This is a genomic window from Nocardia huaxiensis (genome assembly GCF_013744875.1).
In the GTDB taxonomy this organism is placed as follows: domain Bacteria; phylum Actinomycetota; class Actinomycetes; order Mycobacteriales; family Mycobacteriaceae; genus Nocardia; species Nocardia huaxiensis.
The window spans coordinates 4,415,554-4,433,957 of sequence record NZ_CP059399.1 but is presented as its reverse complement, the minus strand read 5'-3'; the positions used below and the strand labels follow the sequence as shown (position 1 = coordinate 4,433,957).

Below are 18,404 nucleotides of genomic sequence, written 5' to 3'. Positions count from 1 at the left end.
TGAACTTTCGAGGCGGAGACTACTCGGCGTAGGCGTCCAGCGGCGGGCAGGAGCAGACCAGGTTGCGGTCGCCGTACGCGCCGTCGATGCGGCGGACGGACGGCCACACCTTGGCGCGGGCCGAACCCAAACCCCGCGGGTAGACGGCGGTTTCGCGGGAGTACGGGTGGTTCCACTCGCCGACCAGGCATTCGGCGGTGTGCGGGGCACCGCGCAGCGGGTTGTCCTCGACGGGCCAGACGCCGGCTTCGACCTGGTCGATCTCACCCTTGATGGCGATCATCGCGTCGATGAAAGCGTCGATCTCTTCGAGGTTTTCGGATTCGGTCGGCTCGACCATGAGGGTGCCCGCGACCGGGAAGCTCATGGTGGGGGCGTGGAAGCCGTAGTCGGCCAGGCGCTTGGCCACATCGTCGACGGTGACGCCGGTGCGCTTGGTGATCTCGCGCAGGTCGAGGATGCACTCGTGCGCGACCATGCCGTTGTCGCCGGTGTAGAGCACGGGGAAGTGCGGATCCAGGCGTCGGGCAATGTAATTGGCCGAGGCGATGGCGGTGAGGGTGGCGCGGCGCAGGCCGTCGGCGCCCATCATGCGGATGTAGGACCACGTGATGGGGAGGATGGACGCGGAGCCGTACTTGGCGGCCGAGACGGCGTGCGAGCCCGCCTCCAGGGGATCGCCCGGCAGGTACTTTGCCAAGTGTTCGCGGACGGCCACCGGGCCGACGCCGGGGCCACCGCCGCCGTGCGGAATGCAGAAGGTCTTGTGCAGGTTCAGGTGGCTGACGTCGCCGCCGAACTTGCCCGGACGGGCCAGGCCGACAAGGGCATTCAGGTTGGCGCCGTCCACGTACACCTGACCGCCGGCGTCGTGCACCAGGGCGCAGAGTTCGGCGACCTCGTGCTCGTACACGCCGTGCGTGGACGGGTAGGTGATCATGATGCAGGCCAGCCGGTCGGCGTGGTCGGCGATCTTGGCGCGCAGGTCGTCCAGGTCGACGTCGCCGTTGGGGCGGGTCTTCACGACCTCGACGCGCATGCCGACCATGGCGGCCGAGGCGGCATTGGTGCCGTGCGCGGAGGACGGGATGAGGCACGTATCCCGGTGCGAGTCACCACGATCCAGGTGGTAGCGGCGGATGGCCAGCAGTCCGGCGTACTCGCCCTGCGATCCGGCATTGGGCTGCAGGGAGACCCGGTCGTACCCGGTGACGGCGCACAGCCAGCCTTCCAGGTCCTCGATCAGGCGGATGAGCCCCGGCGCGTCCTCGACCGGCGCGTACGGGTGCACCCGGTTGAACCCGGGCCAGGTGATGGATTCCATCTCCGCGGCCGCGTTCAGCTTCATGGTGCAGGAGCCGAGCGGAATCATGCTGCGGTCCAGGGCGATGTCCTTGTCGGACAGCGCACGCAGGTAGCGCAGCATGGCGGTCTCGGTGCGGTACCGGGTGAACGCCGGATGGGTCAGGAACTCCGAGGTCCGATCCTCGAGGTGCGGACGCGGCCGGCCGTGGAACAGCGCGCCTTCGGGCCCGACGGGCACCTCCGCGCCGAAGCAGTCCAGGATGGCGACCACGTGCGCGTCGGTTGTGGCCTCGTCGCAGGCGATGCCGACGTGATCGGCGTCGACCAGTCGCAGGTTGATCCCCGCGCCCTTGGCCTTGGCCACGATGGCCTCCGCCCCGCCGGGCACGTTCACCAGCACGGTGTCGAAGAAGCGCTGGTGCACAACGGCATCGCCGAGTCCGGCGGCCAGCCACTGCGCGTGCCCGTGCACCCGGCGCGCGATGTTCCGCAGCCCGTCCGCACCGTGGTAGGAGGCGTACATGGCGGCCACGATGGCCAGCAGCACCTGCGCGGTGCAAATGTTCGAGGTCGCCTTCTCCCGGCGAATGTGCTGTTCCCGGGTCTGCAGCGCGAGGCGGTAGGCGGTATTGCCGTCCGCGTCCACGGAGACGCCGACCAGACGGCCGGGCAGCTGCCGCGCGTGCGCGTTGCGCACGGCCAGATATCCGGCGTGCGGGCCGCCGAAGCCGAGCGGCACCCCGAATCGCTGTGTGGTGCCGAAACATACGTCCGCGCCCTGCTCACCGGGCGGCGTGATCATGGTCATGGCAAGCAGATCCGCGCCCACGGCGACCAAAGCCTTACGCGCATGGGCGGCTTCGATGAGCGGCGTCCAGTCGACGATCTTGCCGGAAGCGCCGGGCTGCTGCACGATCACGCCGAAGAACTCGCCCTCGGGCAGTTCGCCACCGGACAGATCGGCCTCGACGATCTCGATCCCGAGCGGCTCGGCGCGCGTGAACAGCAGCGTCCGGGTCTGCGGGAACAAATCGGTATCGATCAGCAGCCGCTGCGACTTGCTGCCCCGATTGGCGCGCTGCAGCAGCGTCATGGCCTCGGCGGCCGCGGTGGCCTCGTCGAGCATGGACGCGTTGGCGACCTCCATGCCGGTCAGGTCCGACACCATGGTCTGGAAGTTGAGCAGCGCCTCGAGGCGGCCCTGGCTGATCTCGGGCTGGTAGGGCGTGTAGGCGGTGTACCAGGCCGGGTTCTCGATGAGATTGCGCACCAGCACCGGCGGCGTGAGGGTGTCGTAGTAGCCCAGCCCGACCATGCTGGTGGCCACGGTGTTGGAACCGGCCAGCGCGGCCAGCTCGGCCAGCGCCTCGTGCTCGGACAGTGCGGGCGGCAGTGCGGCGAGGCCATTGCCGGTGGCCGCGTCGAGAATGCTGGCGGGCACGGCCTTGGCCGCGAGTTCGTCGAGCGATTCGACGCCGACGACCTTCAGAATGCGGTCGAGTTCGCCCGGATCGGGTCCGATATGGCGGTCGGCGAAGGAACGGGTAATCACGGCAGCTCCATGGGGTCGGGCGGAGTCGACCATCGGGGTCGACCAGTCGTCCCTCCCCCTCTGTCCTGGGCGCCTGAGAGATTCGGGGCAGCGGCTTTGGGGCCGTGTCCCTTTCACCATGGGCGGGTGGCTCGCGACCACCGCTTTCCAGAGGCGTCGAAACTCCGCACGGTCCCTTGTGCCTGAGAGATTGACGGGGAGGTGCTGCTCCTTCGGCGTCCTGGTCCAGCCCACCGAATCCGATGAACCAGCCCCGGAACTCTCCCGCACGGCTGCGACGCACTGCCAAGTCTAGAGGGCCGCAAGTTACAGCCGTGTTGCCCGGGCCGGGATCACATACCCGACGGTCGTCATCCCGGCACACAGAACCGCCGTCCTCCCGGCGCGCTTTTGGCCGGGATGACGAGAGAAGTCTGCTGCTAGCCGGTCTTGCTCATGCGCGCCTTGCGGCGGAATGCCAGTTCGTCTTCCGGACGGTCGCTGGCGCTGCCGGTCTCGGCGCGTTCGGCCGGGAAGTTGGCGATGGCCCCGGTGAGCTCGCGCATCGCGCCGCTGACGGCGATGCCGAAGACGCCTTGGCCGCCCTGCAGTAAATCGACGACCTCCTCCGGCGACGAGCATTCGTACACGGTGGCCCCGTCGGAGAACAGCGTGATCCCGGCCAGATCCTCGACGCCGCGGCTGCGCAGATGATCCACTGCGATGCGGATGTTCTGCAGCGAGATGCCGGCGTCGAGCAGCCGCTTGACGATCTTGAGGACCAGGATGTCCTTGAACGAGTACAGACGCTGGCTGCCCGATCCCGTGGCGGAGCGGATGGACGGCACGACGAGCCCGGTGCGAGCCCAGTAGTCGAGCTGGCGGTAGGTGATCCCGGCGACCTGGCAGGCGCTGGGCACCCGGTAGCCGACGAGTTCGTCCGGCACCGTGTCGTCGGGGAACAGCCCTGGCTGCACCACATCCTGCGGTTGCGGTTGATCTCCCACTGACTACTCCCTTACTGCTTGCCTGTCAGGGCTCGTGTTCGTGAACACTGCAATCGGTGAACACTGCATCGACGCTCGGAGCGTGGCCTAACTATCGAGGCTACTCTCCTGATTGTCTCGGGAGTATCGGCATCGAACCAAGCGTGATGGGCGGCGTGTTTCTAGACCTTAAGTACAGGTCGAGACAATAATTGCACCGTCGCCATGATCGCGTGCGAGCGGCCCTGAAGATCAGCTGTCGGTGGCCTTGAAATCGTCGGGCGAGACCGATTCCAGGAACTCCTTGAACTTCTCGACTTCGTCTTCCTTCTCGTCCGGCATGACCAGGCCGGCTTCCTCGAGAACGGGTTCCTCGGCGTAGATCGGGCAGCCGACGCGCAAGGCGATGGCGACCGAATCCGAGGGGCGCGCGGAGACGCGTAGGTCGTTGTCGAAGACGAGATCGGCGTAGAAGGTGCCCTCCTGCAGGTCCACGATGCGGACCTCTTTGAGGGTGTGCCCGAGCTCCTTGATCAGAATCTTGATCAGATCGTGAGTGAGCGGCCGGATGGGCGTGACGCCCTCCTGTTCGAGCACGATGGCGGTGGCTTCGGCCTGGCCGATCCAAATCGGTAGATACCGATCACCATTGGCCTCACGCAGCAACAGCACGGGCTGGTTCTGTGGCTGTTCGACACGGATGCCGATAACACGCATTTCGCTCATCGCACTGCCTCCCAATACTCGCCGGCCGCCAGCCCTGCCATCACGAAGTCGGCCGTATCACCGAGTCTAGGCGAAGATTTCAGCCCCCGAGGGAAGCGCGCACTGAGGTCTTCACCAGGCATGTGTGCAGGGTCAGCGACAGTGCCGCCAACTCGCGCACGGTCTCTTCGGCACGGGCGCGGGCATCCGCGTCCCGGCTTTTCGCGATCGGTGCGGCGATCTGCGCGACCATCGCCGCCTCGCGGTCCGCGGCCAGCTTGAAGGCGCGCAGATGCCGTGCCTCCAAACCGAATTCACTCAGGGCCTTGGCGGTGCGCGCGAGCGTGACCGCGTCGGCGTCGAAGAATCCGGCGGCGCCGGGGGTGATCAGATTGGCGCGGATGAGCTCGGTCAGGAACTTCTCATCGATACCGGCCTGGCTGAGCAGGTCCGCCCGGGTGATCCGGATTTCGTGATCGAACCGGAGTTCCTCGGGCGAGACCTCGCCGGGCACGACCCCGAGCCGCCGTAAGCGACCATCACCATTGGGCGCCATGGCATTTCCTGTAGAGACACCGCCTGTAGAGACACCGCCGTTGTCGCGGGCCGCGTCGTGGTCGGGACGCGGACCGTCTCCCCCCACGGCCGCTCGGGCACGGGCTTCCCGTACACCGAGCGTCGCGGCTCCGCTGTCGATCGCTTCGAGCTGCTCCTTGATCACCTTCAAGGGCAGGTACTGATCCCGCTGTGCCGTGAGCACGAACCGCAGGCGTTCGACGTCGGCGACGTGAAACCTGCGGTACCCCGAGGGGGTTCGCTCCGGGCTGATCAATCCCTCGGATTCGAGAAACCGAATCTTCGAGATGGTGATGTCTGGAAAGTCCGGACGCAGCAAATCCAGCACGGAGCCGATCGACATGCCTCCGCGCGTCCACTGCTGCGCTGCGCCAGTCATTCCCGTGGGTCCTATAGCGTGCCCGACGCCTCTGCGGGGCGAGGGCCGGTCAGGAATACGAGACGGAACTTGCCGATCTGCACCTCGTCGCCGTTCTGCAGCTCCGAGGAATCCACCGGCTCCCGGTTCACGTAGGTGCCGTTCAGGCTGCCCACATCGACGACCTGGAAGGTGTCGTCGTCCTGGCGGAACTCGGCGTGGCGACGGCTGACGGTGACATCGTCCAGGAAGATGTCGCTGTCGGGGTGGCGCCCCGCGGAGGTGGTGGGCTGGTCGAGCAGGAAACGCGATCCGGCATTCGGGCCGCGCTTGACCACCAGCAGGGCCGCGCCCGCGGGCAGGCCCTCGACCCCTTGCACCGGCTGTTCACCGGTCTGCTCGGTGCGCGACGTGTCGACCTCGTTCAGGAAATCAGCGCGGAACACCGATGTGGTCTCGGCTGCTGTCTCCTGGTAACCCGGGTCTTTGTTCTCGCTCACCCTTGCTCTCCTCCTCGAACCGAATAATCCATGCAAGCAGTTGATGCCTTCAGCGATGCGGCGCTCCGGCCGCGCAGACACATCTGTTGGCAATGACCGTACCCTGCCGGGACGTACCCGTGCAGGTAGAACTGTGAAGGCTCCTTCAGCCTCCGATAACTCCTTGATAACCTGCGGCGTCGAGCAGCTTTCCGAGCTCGGCGTCGAGGGCATCGGCGTCGGCGACCTCGAGTTCGAAGATCCACCCGTCACCGTAGGGATCGGTGTTGACGGTCTCCGGGCTGGCGGTCAGATCCTCGTTCACCGCAACGACTTTCGCGGTCAGCGGAATGTAGATATCGGATACGGACTTGGTCGACTCCACCTCGGCGATGCTCTCGCCGGCGGAGGCGTCCTTGTCCACCTCGGGCAGCTGCACGAAGACGACGTCACCCAGCTGTGACTGCGCGTAGTCGGTGATGCCCACCCGAACGCGGGTAGGTCCCACTTTGCGCACCCATTCGTGTTCTTCGGTGTAGCGCAGGTCCTCGGGTAGGTCGGTCACAGGCAGTGTCCTTTCACAGGGGCGGTCCTCTCGCGGCATCCGCGTCGATGCGTGGCAATACCCTATCGGCTACCGATCATGGTGCGGCACGGCCGGTATGGTCCGGGCCACGGCAATGGCTTTGCCGAGGTAGAGAATGCCGGTCCAGACGTACACCGCCGTACCCCAGACCAAGAATGCACCACCGAAGGCCCGACTGAAACCCGCGGCGGCCCAATCCATCTGGCCGGCCAGCCACCAGGGGAACGCGGACATGAGCGCGAAAGTGGCGGCCTTGCCCAGGTAGATGACGTCCGGCGGGGGCAGATCGCGGCGCTTGTAGATGCCCAGGGTCACCGTCAGAACAAGGTCGCGGCCGACCAGGATGGCCACCACCCACCAGGGCAGGATGCCGCGAATCAGGAAGCCGCCCAACGTCGCCACCAGATACAGCCGATCCACCAGCGGGTCCAGGATCGCGCCGAGTTTGGACGACTGATCCAGGAGCCGTGCGAGCTTGCCGTCCGCGTAGTCGGTGATACCGCTGAGGATCAGCAGCGCGAACGCCCAGCCGTCGGCCTCACGCACCAGCAGCAGCCAGAGGAAGACGGGGACGCCGATGAGCCGCACCATGCTCAGCACATTGGGCACGGTGAAGATGCGGTCGCTGTACACCGGTTCGGTGTTGCGCTCGGTGGTCACGCTCCGGTCTTACCGCAATCACTCCCGCGTCACCATCCGGGCACGCCGCTTGGCCGAGTTCACGCGGAACCGATATGGTCTCCGCCATATCAGGGGAGTGACAGAATGAGTCGACATCCTTCTCATCTGTTTCCGGTGTGCGAGAGGAAAGACCATGCCCGACTTCGACTACGACGTCGTTGTGATCGGTTCCGGGTTCGGGGGGAGCGTGAGTGCGCTGCGCCTGACCGAGAAGGGCTACCGGGTGGCCGTGCTGGAATCCGGTCGCCGCTGGAATGCCGAGGACATCCCGTCATCGAATTGGAATGTGCGCAAGTCGATCTGGGCGCCCCGGCTGGGCTTGACCGGGCCACAGCGCATCAGTGTGCTCGGCAAGTGCGCGGTGTTCTCCGCCTCCGGGGTGGGCGGCGGATCGCTGATCTACGGCAACACCCTCTACGAGCCGCTGCCGAACTTCTACACCGACAAGCAGTGGTCGCACATCACCGACTGGAAGTCCGAGCTCGCGCCCTACTACGACCAGGCGCAGCGCATGCTCGGCGTCGCCCCCAATCCGCGCATGACACCCGCCGATGAGGTGATCCGTTCGGTCGCCGAGGATCTCGGCGTCGCCGACACCTTCCACGCCACCAATGTGGGCGTGTTCTTCAACGAGGACGCGCCGGGCGAGGAAGTGGCCGACCCGTACTTCGGCGGAGCCGGACCGCGCCGCAGCGGCTGCATCCACTGCGCGCGCTGCTTCACCGGCTGCCCGCACAATGCCAAGAACACCACCCCGACCAACTACCTGTATCTGGCCGAGCAGGGCGGCGCGAAGGTCTTCGAGCTGACCACCGTCACCAGCGTGCGCCCCATGACCGGCGGCGGGTACGCGCTCGAGACCGAGCGCTCGGATCGCTGGATTCGCAAGGAGCGCAAGACCTTCACCGCCGAGCAGGTGGTGTTCGCGGCGGCCGCGCTGGGCACCCAGAAGCTGCTGCACAAGATGCGCGACGAGGGCGTGCTGACCAATCTGTCGCCGCGCCTGGGTGAGCTGACCCGCTCCAACTCCGAGGCCATCCTGAATGTGGTGAGCCGCGACCGCACCGATTTCGCGGAGGGCATCGCCATCACCTCCTCGATTCACCCGGAGCCCGACACCCATATCGAGGTGTGCCACTACGGCAAGGGCCAGAACGCGCTGTTCCCCATGTCGGTGCCGATCGTGGACGGCGGCGCGTTCCGGGTGCTGCGGTTCCTGCTGGCCATCCTGCTGCATCCGATGGTGTTCCTGCGCAGCCTCAATGCGCATCGGGCCTCGGAGAAGTCGGTGATCCTGCTGGTCATGCAGTCGCTGGACAATTCGCTGACCTCCTACCGGCGCTGGGGGCAACTCAAGACCAAGCAGGGCACGGGCAAGCCCAATCCGACCTGGATTCCGCTCGCACACGATGTGGGGCGGCGCTTCGGGCAGAAGGTCAACGGCGACGTGCACGGGCTGGTCATGGACGTGTTCAATATCCCGGCCACCGCGCACTACATCGGCGGCTGTGTGATCGGCGAGGGACCGGAATCCGGTGTGGTGGACCCGTACCAGCGGGTGTTCGGGCATCCGGGCCTGCACGTGGCCGACGGCTCGGCGGTGACGGCCAACCTGGGCGTGAACCCGTCGCTGACCATCACGGCGCAGGCCGAGCGCGCGATGGCGTTCTGGCCCAACCGGAACGAGGCCGATCCGCGACCGGAACTGGGTGCGGACTATGTGCGCGTAGCGCCGGTGCGGCCCAATCGGCCGGCCGTGCCGGAGACCGCCACCGGCGCGCTGCGACTGCCCATCTTCCCGGCCGAACGCCCTGCTGATCCGGTGTTTCCGGCCCACTGAGCGGATCCCCCGGCCCGACGGTAAGTTGGATTGTCGTGTGCTCCAATGTGATCGACTTCCGCTCTCCGGTGTCACCGGAGCAGGTGCGGGCCCGCGGTGCGATGCTGCGGGAGGGAACGCCGTTCCGGGCGCGGGATCGTGCCGCGCAAGGGGCGGGCCGGCCGGGTGTGCTGGAATTTCTCGGGTCGAGCAATCAGGGGCGGCTGCCGCATCTGGTGCCGCTGCGCATCGGGCGGATGGCGGCCTCGCCCTTCTCGTTCTTCCGGGGCGCGGCCGGGCTGATGGCGGCGGATCTGGCGGACTCGCCGACCTCCGGGCTGCGTGCGCAGCTGTGCGGTGACGCGCATGCCGCCAACTTCGGGCTCTACGGGTCGCCGCGCGGCGACATCGTCATGGACATCAATGATTTCGACGAGACCATCCCGGGACCGTGGGAGTGGGATCTGGAGCGCCTGGCGGCCAGTCTGGTGCTGGCGGGCCGGGAGGCCGGGGCGTCGGAGGACGAGTGCTCCGCCGCCGCCCGCGATGCCGCCCGCACCTATCGGCTGGCCGCGACAGCCCTTGCCGGACAACCGTTTCTGCAGTCCTGGAATGCGCTGCCGGACGAGTCGGTGCTCGGCACGGTGAACGCCGGCGGACTGGACAGCGACTTCCACAAGGCCGCCAAGAAGGCACGCAAGAACACCAGCGCCAAGGTGGCGCGCAAGTGGACCGAACACCTCGACGATCACGAAGCCGGTTACGGCAAGCGCAGATTCATCGCCGACCCGCCCATTCTGACCGGTGTCGAGGACGCGGTCGCCGACGCGGTGATCGACGGCCTCACCGAATACGTGGGGACGCTGCGCGAGTCTCGACGCAACCTGATCACGCGATATCGAGTGTCGGACATCGCTTTCCGGATCGTCGGCACCGGAAGTGTGGGCCTGCACAGCTATCTGGCGCTCATGCACGGCAATGGCGACGATGAGGTGCTGGTGCTACAGATCAAGCAGGCCCGCCCGTCCGCGCTCACCCCGTACCTGCCGCCGGTCCCCGCGCGGCACGAGGGTGAGCGAATCGTGCAGGGCGCCAGGACCGTTCAAGCCGAGACCGACATCCTGCTGGGCTGGACGACGCTGCGCCTGGACGGGCAGCAGCTGCCGTTCATCGTGCGCCAGTTCCGAAATCTCAAGGGCGGCATCGATCCCGCCGAACTGGCACCCGATCAGCTCGACGACTACGGCCGGCTGGCCGGCGCCCTGCTGGCGCGGGCGCACTCCCGCTCGCTGGACGCGCGCCTGCTGGCGGGCTACCTGGAGGACGGCGAAGAGTTCGACGAGGCGGTGGCCCGCTTCGCCGTGCGCTACGCCGACCGCACCGAGGCCGATCACGCCGAGCTGGTGGCCGCGGTGAAGGACGGTCGACTACCCGCCGAAACCGCCTGAGCCGACACTCGGCCGGTCGGCAAATCTGTGCCGAGGGTGCGCTCGCTCCGTACCATTTCTTTTGCCAACAGCCACACAGGGACTCGACCCCGACGAGGAAGGTGCGGAGCCGATGCTCGTCCGCGTGCAGAACCCCGCCGGCACCCATGCCGAGAAGGTGCTCATCGACTGGCTGCGCACCTGGAAGGGCAGCGCCGATCCGCACGGGGTGGCCACCGTGAATTGCAGTGTGTTCCACGGCGACAAGCTGCACTCCTTCGACGCCGTGGTGTGGACGCCCACCAGCTGCGTGGTGGTGGAGGCGGAGGCGCTGGTCGAGCGCCTGGACGGGGAGCTCGAGGTGCCGCTCAACGGTCCGTGGCGGGTCGGCGACAAGCTGATCAGCTTCGAGGGCGGTGACAGGCGCACCCCCCTGGACAAGTCCCGCGAGCACACCTACGCCATGCAGGACTGGCTGGCGCACCGCGGGCTGGGTCAGCGTGTCGTGCACGGTGTGGTGCTGGTGGTGCCGCCGCCGAATTCGCGGATTCAGGTGCGGCAGATGTGGAGTGACCCGAGTTTCGAGGTCTGTCTCGGCGATGATCCGCGCCGCCTGCGCGAATACTTCGACACGCTGTCCTCGCGCGGCCGCCCGCAGTGGTCGGCCAATGACGTGGCCTTCGCCTTCCGCGGCATGAACCTGCTCCCCTACCTGCCCGCGCCGGGCGACCTGCTGAACGAGGGCTTCCTCGGTCCGGTCGACATCACCCTCTGGCACGGCGGCCCGCAGCAGGCGCAGGCCGAGGCGTGGGCCGAGGAGCAGGCCCGTCTGGAGGAGGAGGCCGCCCTGGCGGCGCGGCCGATGCATTTCAATACCCCGTGGTTCGCCCCGTCCAAGCTGTACCCGCGCGAGCACGGCGATGTCAGCTTCGGCCGTGGCTTCATGCGCGTCATGCTCACCATCGGCATGCTCATCGCGGCGCTGTGGGTGATCTGGTTCGTCATCGCCGCGGCGATTCAGTACGGGCCGCTGTGATCGCGGGCCCGCGCGCATAGGTCCGCACCGGGAGGTACAGCGCGGTCACGAGTGCGATGGCGGCCGCGGCGCCGCCGAGGATGTCGGTCGGATAGTGGTAGCCGAGTCCGACCATGCCGATCGTGACCACGGGCAGCACCACCGCCAGGGCCGCGACCGCCGAAACCCGTACGCGCGCCGACTCGCTCGCCAGTGCGACGGCGGTCACCACCGCGACCAGATGCACGGTGTGCCCGCTCGGATAGGCCAGGTAGTCGTGCAGCGGCCGATCCCAGAGCGGTTTCAGCGCCAGGCTGTTGACCAGCATGGCGATCTCGGGGGCGAGCAGCACGAATCCCGCTTGCCACCAGAGCTTCCGGTACGCGAACCAGGCGGCCCCGCCCAGCAGCAGCGGCACGACGACGTACCAGTTGCTCGGGAACACCAGCACCCGATACACCCACATGTGCCCGTCCAGGGAGGAGTGCACATGCTCCCCCGCCGAGCGATCCCATCCGGTGGGTCCGCCGTCGGCCGGAAAGAACTGCGGCACAACGATCATCACCACCGCGGAGACCGCGATCAGCGCCGCGTACCCGAACCGGTCCGCGCTCGCGCTGCGTGCTCTCACTTCACCGTGCGCAGGCGGGGGCGGCGAATGGTGCCGAACCGCTGCATGATTCGCGGGCGGCGCAGGTCTCGGGCGATCCATTCGCCGAGCGTGACACCGGCCGCGAGCGCGCAGCCGACCGCGAACGCACCGAACATGTGATTGAGCCCCAGCACCAGTTCGTCATTGAGCAGCGCGTACAGACCCCGGTAGACGCGCAGACCCGGCAGCAGCGGCGTGATGCCGGCGACCGCGACGACCAGCGGCGGGGTCAGCGCGCGGCGAGCCAGCAGACCACCGGCCAGACCCACGACCGTCGCGGCCACACCCGACGACACGACGGGACCGAACCCGGCGTTCTGCACCAGCAGATACACGACGGTGGCCGCCGCGCCGGAGAAGGCGGCCGCGGCCAGCGCCCGGCGTTCGGCGTAGCAGGCCAGCGCGAAGGCCAGCGAGGTCACCGCACCCGCGAGCACCTTGACCGGCAGGTTGGTGAGGTCGCGCGCGGAGGTCATATCCACCGAGGGCACGGTGAGGTCGAGCAGTTCGGCCGCGCGCAGCACCAGCACGATGCCGGCGATGATGCCGCCGGTCATCATGATGACCTCGAGCATGCGTGCGGCGGCGGTGATGGGTGCGCCGGTGATGGCGTCCTCGATGCCGCCGACCAGCTGTAATCCGGCCAGCAGCACGGTGATTCCGGCCGCGATCACCAGGCCCGGATGCAGATGCAGCCCGCCCGCGTAGGTCGAGACCAGCACCGCGGGCACGGTCGCGATGGCGCCGCCCGCCATGTGCTGGAAGAAGAACGGCAGCCCGCGCCGGTTGAGCACCCGGTTGGTGCGGTCGATGAGCACGGTGGTGGCGAAGCTCAGCGCGGCGATGGCGAGCCCGCCGTTGAGCAGCAGCGCCACGCCCGCGGCCAGCAGCGCCCAGCCGAAGGTGGCGACCCACCGGTTGTACGGGTGCGGCGCCGAGGTTATTTCGTCGAGGGCCTCGAGGGCTTCCTCCGGCGGCACCAGTTCCCGCCGGATGCGCCGGGTCAGCCGGTCGACCGCGGCCAGCCGCGTGAAGTCGAGCGACCGGTACTGCACGACCCGCAGCGTGGAGGCGGGCGGCATCTTGGGCCCGCGATCGGCGGAGATGCGAATCGAGTTGTAGGTGACGTCGATATCGCATTTGGTGAGGCCGTAGGTGGAGGCGATGAATTCGATCTGCTGCTGGGTGTCGGTGACCGCGGTCCCCGAGGCCAGCACCACCTCGCCCACCCGCTCGGCCAGGTCGAGGACCTGGGTGACGGTGGCGTCGTCGGAGAGGTCGATCGGCTGGACCGGGGCCGGGGCCTCGACCACCGCGTCCACGGTGGCGGCGCGGTCGGCGACGACGCGGTCGGTGGCGCGGGCCAGCACGGTGCGCCAGCGGCCCGGTGCCCTACCCACGGCACCGTCAGCGGTAGCGAGATCGTTGCTCACAGGCAAAACCTACACGGGTGCGGGAGATCACCCAGTCGAGCATATCTATGGCAGTAGTGTTTTCAAGTATGGAGACCGGCAGCGATCCGATAGCGGAAGTACTACGCGCGGCCCTGGACGGCCCCTGGGGGCACGTCCGCGAAAAGGCCCGTGAGCACCTCGACGACGAACGCCTCTACGGTGACCCCTACCTCGATTTCCACGCCGCCCGCGCCCGGGTGCTGGAACAAATGCGCCTGGTGTCGCAATTCGGCTGGGCCGAAAAGGGATTCCGGGTCGAGAACGGCGGCGGCGGTGATCCGGGCGCGGCCGTGACCGCCCTGGAGATGCTCGCCTACACCGATCTGTCCCTCTGGGTGAAATGCGGTGTGCAGTGGGGACTTTTCGGCGGCGCGGTCGAAAACCTCGGCACCGCAAGGCATAAGGACTACATCGCCCAGCTGTTGCCCCTGGACCTGCTCGGCTGTTTCGCCATGACCGAGACCGGGCACGGCAGTGACGTGGCCAACCTGGAGACCACCGCCACCTACGACCCCGCCACCCGAGAGTTCGTGATCCACAGCCCGACCCCGTCCGCCCGCAAGGACTACATCGGCGGCGCGGCCGAACATGCCCGGGTGGCAGCGGTTTTCGCCCAGTTGATCACCGAGGGCAAGAGCCAGGGCGTGCACTGCTTCGTGGTCCCCATCCGCGACGACCAGGGCAACGACCTGCCCGGCGTCACCACTTCCGACTGCGGGTTGAAGGGCGGTCTCCCCGGCGTCGACAATGGCCGAATCCTGTTCGACCAGGTGCGAATTCCGCGTGAGAACCTCCTGAACCGCTACGCCGATGTGGCCGAGGACGGCACGTACAGCTCGGAGATCGAGAACCCGAGCCGCCGCTTCTTCACTACCCTGGGCACCCTGGTGCGCGGCCGTGTCAGCGTCGGTGGCGCGGCGGCGGCCGGAGCCCGCGTAGCCCTGAGCATCGCCGTGCGCTACGCCGAGAAGCGCCGTCAATTCGCCGACCCCGACACCGGCGAAGAAACCGTCCTCCTCGACTACCGCAGCCACCAGCGCCGCTTGCTCCCCCTGGTAGCCCGTTCCTACGCACTGGCTTTCGCCCAGAACGACCTCGTCCGCCGCATGCACCTGGTGCAGACCGGTCAGGACCTCGACCCGGCCGCCCAGCGCGCCCTCGAGAAGCGCGCGGCAGGCTTCAAGGTGGCCCAGACCCGCCACGCCACCCGGGCCATCCAGGAATGCCGCGAAGCCTGCGGCGGCGCAGGCTATCTCACCGAAAACCGCCTGGTCACCTTGAAGGCCGACACCGACGTCTTCACCACCTTCGAGGGTGACAACGTAGTCCTCACCCAACTGGTGGCCAAGGAATTGCTGACCGCCTACGCCGACGAAGTCCGCGACCTCGACGCTCTCGGCTGGGTCCGCTTCGCCGCCACCATGACCCGCGATGTGGTCCGCGACCGCACCGGCGTCCGCCAACTGATCCAGCGCCTCCGCGACCGCTCCGACCAATCCGTGGACGACGGCGACCTCTCCCGCCGCTCCGTCCAACTCCAACTGTTCGCCGACCGAGAGGACTACCTGGTCCGCACGGCCGCCCACCGCCTCCGCGCCCGAGCCGCCGAAACCAACCCCTTCGAAGCCTTCAACAACGCACAGGACCACATCCTCGCCGCCGGCGCCGCGCATATCGACCGCCTGGTCCTGGAAGCCTTCATCGAAGGTCTCGCCGGCATCGACAACCCCGAAGCCCGAGCCCTGGCAGAGGACGTCTGCGATCTGTTCGTCTACACCACAATCGAAGAGAACCAGGCGTGGTTCATCATGCACCGCTTCATGTCAGTTGAGCGTGCAAAGGCCGTTCGGCGTGGAGTCAATGAGCTCGTAGACCGCCTGCGTCCGAACGCGCTGACCCTCATCGAAGGTCTCGGAGTACCGGAGAAGATGCTGCACGCCGTCATCGTCGAGTGACCGGCCGACCTCGAGCGTAGGAACAAGCAGGGCGACCTCGTCTATGCCATCCATGGTCCAGCCGAGTTCGTCTGAACTGCACAGCATTCCGTAGGAGGACTGACCCCGGTAGTTCCGCCGCCGCATCTTCCCCTTGAAGGGCACCCATGCGCGCGGCGGAGCTGCCGGCACCAGATCGCCGGGGACCAGCTCGAGATACCCGCCGAACACGACCTGATGCTTGGCCCCATCGCCGATGTCGATGACGGCCAGCCTGATCTTCTGGGCATTCGGGTGCGGGCGCACTTCCAGGATCCGTGCGACCACGACACCGCGCGTTAGTGGTTCATCCCGAAAAATCCGAAAACCGTCTTCCGCACAAGGCGAAACACTCATTCACGGATACCTTTCTTCCGGTTTGCCGGGTTCAACCGTTCCAGGGTGAGCGCAGCCAACCGTCGATGGCTTGCATCCATGAGCGATACCCCGTAGTGACTCGACGATGCAGGCTCGGTGAATCCGATGCGATCGTCGCCGCCGATAAAGGGCTCGACATATTGATGCAGTACGGGGCTGTGCTTGCGTAGGGCGGTGACGTCGAGTTTGAAGATGCAGAAGCCGACGTAGAAAGTATCAGCGGCGACGCTGAACTTGCAACGGTCCACGTCCGCCTGAGTCAGCTGATGCTGTCGCAACAGCGCCCGGAATTGCCGGACGCGAGAGTCCCTATCGCGCATGTCCGGCGCCAGGATGAAGTGGTAGCTGCGTTTCCTGGAGAGATTCTCGGCGACGACCGTGAGAAAGCGCCCGGCCGCCACGCCCTGCTCGATATCGCCTTCGACATCGACCACATTCTCATCGAGGTCCATCGCGGCAATCGAGCTCTCGAGGCTGTACCGCTCCAGCTCCAGGGCTTGGTAGTGGTCGAGCATTCCGGTGAAGGTGGCCGGGCGCCGCGCGGCGGCCTGAGCAGCCGCGGCAACCTGGTCGGCAAGGATGGCACCGATCTTGGCGACGAAGGCCGACTGCACGGCGCCATCGGCTCGGGCGGAAGCAAGACCGGCTTCCATGTAGCGAGCCAGCGGACCGTAGTCCAGCGTCCCGCTCGAGGCCGCGACGTTGTCTTCACCGAACAACAGGTAGTCCACCGAGACCCCGAAGAGATCAGCCATCGTAACCAGTTTGTCCACACTGGGTTTGGTTTGACCCTTGAGGTATTGGGTAAGCGCGGCCGGGGTAATTCCAAGATCAGAACTGACCAGCCTTCTATTGCCGCTGTACTCACCGTCTTCGATGAGGTGTTTAAGCGTGGCTGCTAGCTTGATCTCACGCATCGATGCCTCTCCAGGCCACAGACTGGTCGTCCGCTGTCGCGTCAAGTGCTACTTATCCATCGCGCACTGTACCTTAAGCGTTACTTGACTCACGGGCGAATCAGCCTCAGCCTTAAAAGGATCAGGACCAGCCTATCGGCCCTGCCGGATCCGGCTCGCTGATCCAAGCCAAAGAAGTCTCGTTATGACATACGACGCCGTCCAGCACTGTCCGCAGTGCGGAAATCCACTCGAGTCGAAACCGTTGCGCCGCCATGCCATCCCGACTCCTTCAGTCGAGAATGTGAGCGCTTCCCCGACGCCGGCACTGCTGCGATGGGGCTCGATCTCCGGGACGGTCACCGGACCGCCCGACCTCATCACAATGGTTGTGCCGCAACCACTTTGGTTCCTACTGCCAATGATCCTCATGCTGATCGAGCAACCGTTACTGCCGGTCTCGGTGCTGCCCACCCTCGCGGTGGTCATGGTCGCGGCCGGGCTGCAATGGAGATTGGCGCGCAGCCGACGTCGGTTGGTGGCGCGAGTCTTTCGGCGGATGTCGCCCATGTCCCGGAGAGAAGGGATGCTGCTGCGCTTCGTGGACGATGAAGGCCGCAGGTGGGAGACGCGCTTCCTGCCGGTGCGCGCCATGGAGTTGCGTGCGAGCGATCCGGTGTTCACCGATGGCTGGATCACGCGCAGCGGTCGGCTGTCGGTCTGGGGCCTGACCAATATCCGGACCGGGTCGCTGCGGCGGAACCGCTACGTGGCAGTCTGGCCCATCGTCATAGCCAGCATTGCCATCACCACGAGTCTGGCGCTCTCCGCGATGTGACCAGGCGTCAGTTCGCGAAAAGTCCTATGCTGCGGCCGATGTCGGCCAGGGTGGCATTGAACAGCGCGTCGGGATCGGAGATGTGGATGGGGTAGTTGCCGAACGCCTCGAGGGTTACGTGGCCGTAGAGGCGGGCCCAGAACTGGATCATGACGTAGCTGACGCCGAGGTCCAGTTTTTCGGCTGGGAACTTCTGGCCGGATTCGGCGAGGACGGCAAGGAGGTCGGTTTGGAAGCGGATGAGGTCGTCTTGCAGGCTTACCGGGATGGATTCCAGGGGTGGGGTCACCACGGCGTAGTCGCTCAGCAGGCGGCCGGCGGCTTCGAGGAAGAGGCGGCCGACCGGTTCGCCGAATTGGCGCATGGCGCTTGCGGTTCCGACGGTGGCCGGGGAGGCGAAGACCAGGGAGAACTCGCGGGAGTGGGTCAGGGCCCAGGTGCGGAAGCCGCGGCAGACGGCGAAGAAGCGGAGCATGGCGTCGTCGGGCTGGCCTTCCAGGGCGGCGGCCATGTGCAGGGCGAGGTCGGTGCAGACGTCGGTGCGGACGGCGGCGATGAGGTCGTCGCGGGATTCGTAGTAGCGGTAGAGGGCGGGGGCGGTGACGCCGAGGTCGCGGGCTATGGCGCGCAGGGTGACGGCGTCGGGGCCCTGGGATACCAGCAAAGACCTTGCGACGCGGCGGATGTCGGTGTCGCTGACGGCCGGATTGCGGCCGCGTCGCTTGGTCTCTGTCATGGGTATCGC

16 protein-coding genes, 1 pseudogene and 1 riboswitch are annotated in these 18,404 nt (G+C 66.9%); of the genes and pseudogenes, 5 read left to right on the top strand and 12 right to left on the bottom strand.

Annotated elements, in window-relative coordinates; translation table 11 throughout:
- Window positions 1-19: 19 nt before the first annotated feature.
- The 7 genes from gcvP to H0264_RS19970 all read right to left on the bottom strand — a co-directional run bounded on the left by gcvP (window position 20) and on the right by H0264_RS19970 (window position 7,186).
- Window positions 20-2,854: an aminomethyl-transferring glycine dehydrogenase gene (gene gcvP, locus H0264_RS20000; protein ID WP_420832102.1), complete on the bottom strand. Its 2,835-nt coding sequence runs from the start codon at window positions 2,852-2,854 to the stop codon at window positions 20-22.
- Between the two features lie 53 nt (window positions 2,855-2,907).
- Window positions 2,908-3,018, bottom strand: a riboswitch (glycine riboswitch).
- A gap of 258 nt (window positions 3,019-3,276) precedes the next feature.
- A complete protein-coding gene (locus H0264_RS19995) occupies window positions 3,277-3,843 on the bottom strand; it encodes a MerR family transcriptional regulator (RefSeq protein WP_181578949.1) in 567 nt (188 codons plus the stop codon).
- A 231-nt stretch (window positions 3,844-4,074) separates the two neighbouring features.
- Window positions 4,075-4,548 (bottom strand): bifunctional nuclease family protein, encoded by a 474-nt coding sequence (locus H0264_RS19990; protein WP_181578948.1) that lies wholly within the window; start codon window positions 4,546-4,548, stop codon window positions 4,075-4,077.
- A gap of 79 nt (window positions 4,549-4,627) precedes the next feature.
- Window positions 4,628-5,482, bottom strand: coding sequence for a transcriptional regulator FtsR (gene ftsR / locus H0264_RS19985; RefSeq protein ID WP_420831979.1), 855 nt, complete (start codon window positions 5,480-5,482; stop codon window positions 4,628-4,630).
- A gap of 11 nt (window positions 5,483-5,493) precedes the next feature.
- On the bottom strand, window positions 5,494-5,961 hold the full coding sequence (gene odhI / locus H0264_RS19980; RefSeq protein WP_181578947.1) for an oxoglutarate dehydrogenase inhibitor Odhl: 468 nt from the start codon (window positions 5,959-5,961) through the stop codon (window positions 5,494-5,496).
- 145 nt (window positions 5,962-6,106) lie between these two features.
- Window positions 6,107-6,505 carry a glycine cleavage system protein GcvH gene (gene gcvH, locus H0264_RS19975; protein ID WP_181578946.1) on the bottom strand — a complete coding sequence of 133 codons (399 nt, stop codon included), beginning with the start codon at window positions 6,503-6,505 and terminating at the stop codon, window positions 6,107-6,109.
- A 69-nt stretch (window positions 6,506-6,574) separates the two neighbouring features.
- Window positions 6,575-7,186 (bottom strand): CDP-alcohol phosphatidyltransferase family protein, encoded by a 612-nt coding sequence (locus H0264_RS19970; protein ID WP_276514499.1) that lies wholly within the window; start codon window positions 7,184-7,186, stop codon window positions 6,575-6,577.
- Window positions 7,187-7,340: 154 nt separating this feature from the next.
- Between H0264_RS19970 and H0264_RS19965 the strand changes: the two genes are divergently transcribed.
- The 3 genes from H0264_RS19965 (at window position 7,341) to H0264_RS19955 (ending at window position 11,489) form a co-directional block, all read left to right on the top strand.
- Complete coding sequence (locus H0264_RS19965) at window positions 7,341-9,047, top strand: GMC oxidoreductase (protein ID WP_181578945.1); 1,707 nt, start codon at window positions 7,341-7,343, stop codon at window positions 9,045-9,047.
- A 101-nt stretch (window positions 9,048-9,148) separates the two neighbouring features.
- Complete coding sequence (locus H0264_RS19960; protein WP_181585686.1) at window positions 9,149-10,474, top strand: DUF2252 domain-containing protein; 1,326 nt, start codon at window positions 9,149-9,151, stop codon at window positions 10,472-10,474.
- 61 nt (window positions 10,475-10,535) lie between these two features.
- Window positions 10,536-11,489, top strand: coding sequence for an NERD domain-containing protein (locus H0264_RS19955; protein WP_231086098.1), 954 nt, complete (start codon window positions 10,536-10,538; stop codon window positions 11,487-11,489).
- Here H0264_RS19955 and H0264_RS19950 read toward each other — a convergent pair.
- Together H0264_RS19950 and H0264_RS19945 are read right to left on the bottom strand one after the other, a co-directional pair.
- On the bottom strand, window positions 11,455-12,099 hold the full coding sequence (locus H0264_RS19950) for a phosphatase PAP2 family protein (RefSeq protein WP_181578944.1): 645 nt from the start codon (window positions 12,097-12,099) through the stop codon (window positions 11,455-11,457). The genes H0264_RS19955 and H0264_RS19950 overlap by 35 nt on opposite strands.
- Window positions 12,096-13,487 carry a threonine/serine exporter family protein gene (locus H0264_RS19945; RefSeq protein ID WP_181585684.1) on the bottom strand — a complete coding sequence of 464 codons (1,392 nt, stop codon included), beginning with the start codon at window positions 13,485-13,487 and terminating at the stop codon, window positions 12,096-12,098. The genes H0264_RS19950 and H0264_RS19945 overlap by 4 nt, the downstream gene beginning before the upstream one ends.
- Window positions 13,488-13,621: 134 nt before the next feature.
- Here H0264_RS19945 and H0264_RS19940 point away from each other — a divergent pair, with 134 nt between their 5' ends.
- Complete coding sequence (locus H0264_RS19940) at window positions 13,622-15,529, top strand: acyl-CoA dehydrogenase family protein (protein WP_181578943.1); 1,908 nt, start codon at window positions 13,622-13,624, stop codon at window positions 15,527-15,529.
- A gap of 45 nt (window positions 15,530-15,574) precedes the next feature.
- Here H0264_RS19940 and H0264_RS38670 read toward each other — a convergent pair.
- Together H0264_RS38670 and H0264_RS19935 are read right to left on the bottom strand one after the other, a co-directional pair.
- A pseudogene (locus H0264_RS38670) lies at window positions 15,575-15,904 on the bottom strand (hypothetical protein); the annotation flags it as partial.
- A complete protein-coding gene (locus H0264_RS19935) occupies window positions 15,901-16,842 on the bottom strand; it encodes a helix-turn-helix domain-containing protein (protein WP_181578942.1) in 942 nt (313 codons plus the stop codon). The pseudogene H0264_RS38670 and the gene H0264_RS19935, both read right to left, overlap by 4 nt.
- A gap of 184 nt (window positions 16,843-17,026) precedes the next feature.
- On the opposite strand from H0264_RS19935, the gene H0264_RS38300 reads away from it, so the two are divergent.
- A complete protein-coding gene (locus H0264_RS38300; RefSeq protein WP_220139797.1) occupies window positions 17,027-17,659 on the top strand; it encodes a hypothetical protein in 633 nt (210 codons plus the stop codon).
- Window positions 17,660-17,666: 7 nt separating this feature from the next.
- On the opposite strand, the gene H0264_RS19925 is transcribed toward H0264_RS38300, so the two are convergent.
- A complete protein-coding gene (locus H0264_RS19925) occupies window positions 17,667-18,395 on the bottom strand; it encodes a TetR/AcrR family transcriptional regulator (protein WP_181578940.1) in 729 nt (242 codons plus the stop codon).
- Window positions 18,396-18,404 lie beyond the last annotated feature (9 nt).

Excerpts from the sequence above, each read along its gene's own strand:
- H0264_RS19965 (WP_181578945.1), top strand. The coding sequence starts at position 7,341 with ATGCCCGACTTCGACTACGACGTCGTTGTGATCGGTTCCGGGTTCGGG.
- ftsR (WP_420831979.1), bottom strand. The coding sequence starts at position 5,482 with ATGACTGGCGCAGCGCAGCAGTGGACGCGCGGAGGCATGTCGATCGGC.
- H0264_RS19990 (WP_181578948.1), bottom strand. The coding sequence starts at position 4,548 with ATGAGCGAAATGCGTGTTATCGGCATCCGTGTCGAACAGCCACAGAAC.
- H0264_RS19925 (WP_181578940.1), bottom strand. The coding sequence starts at position 18,395 with ATGACAGAGACCAAGCGACGCGGCCGCAATCCGGCCGTCAGCGACACC.
- H0264_RS19935 (WP_181578942.1), bottom strand. The coding sequence starts at position 16,842 with ATGCGTGAGATCAAGCTAGCAGCCACGCTTAAACACCTCATCGAAGAC.
- H0264_RS19940 (WP_181578943.1), top strand. The coding sequence starts at position 13,622 with ATGGAGACCGGCAGCGATCCGATAGCGGAAGTACTACGCGCGGCCCTG.
- H0264_RS38300 (WP_220139797.1), top strand. The coding sequence starts at position 17,027 with ATGACATACGACGCCGTCCAGCACTGTCCGCAGTGCGGAAATCCACTC.
- H0264_RS19960 (WP_181585686.1), top strand. The coding sequence starts at position 9,149 with ATGCTGCGGGAGGGAACGCCGTTCCGGGCGCGGGATCGTGCCGCGCAA.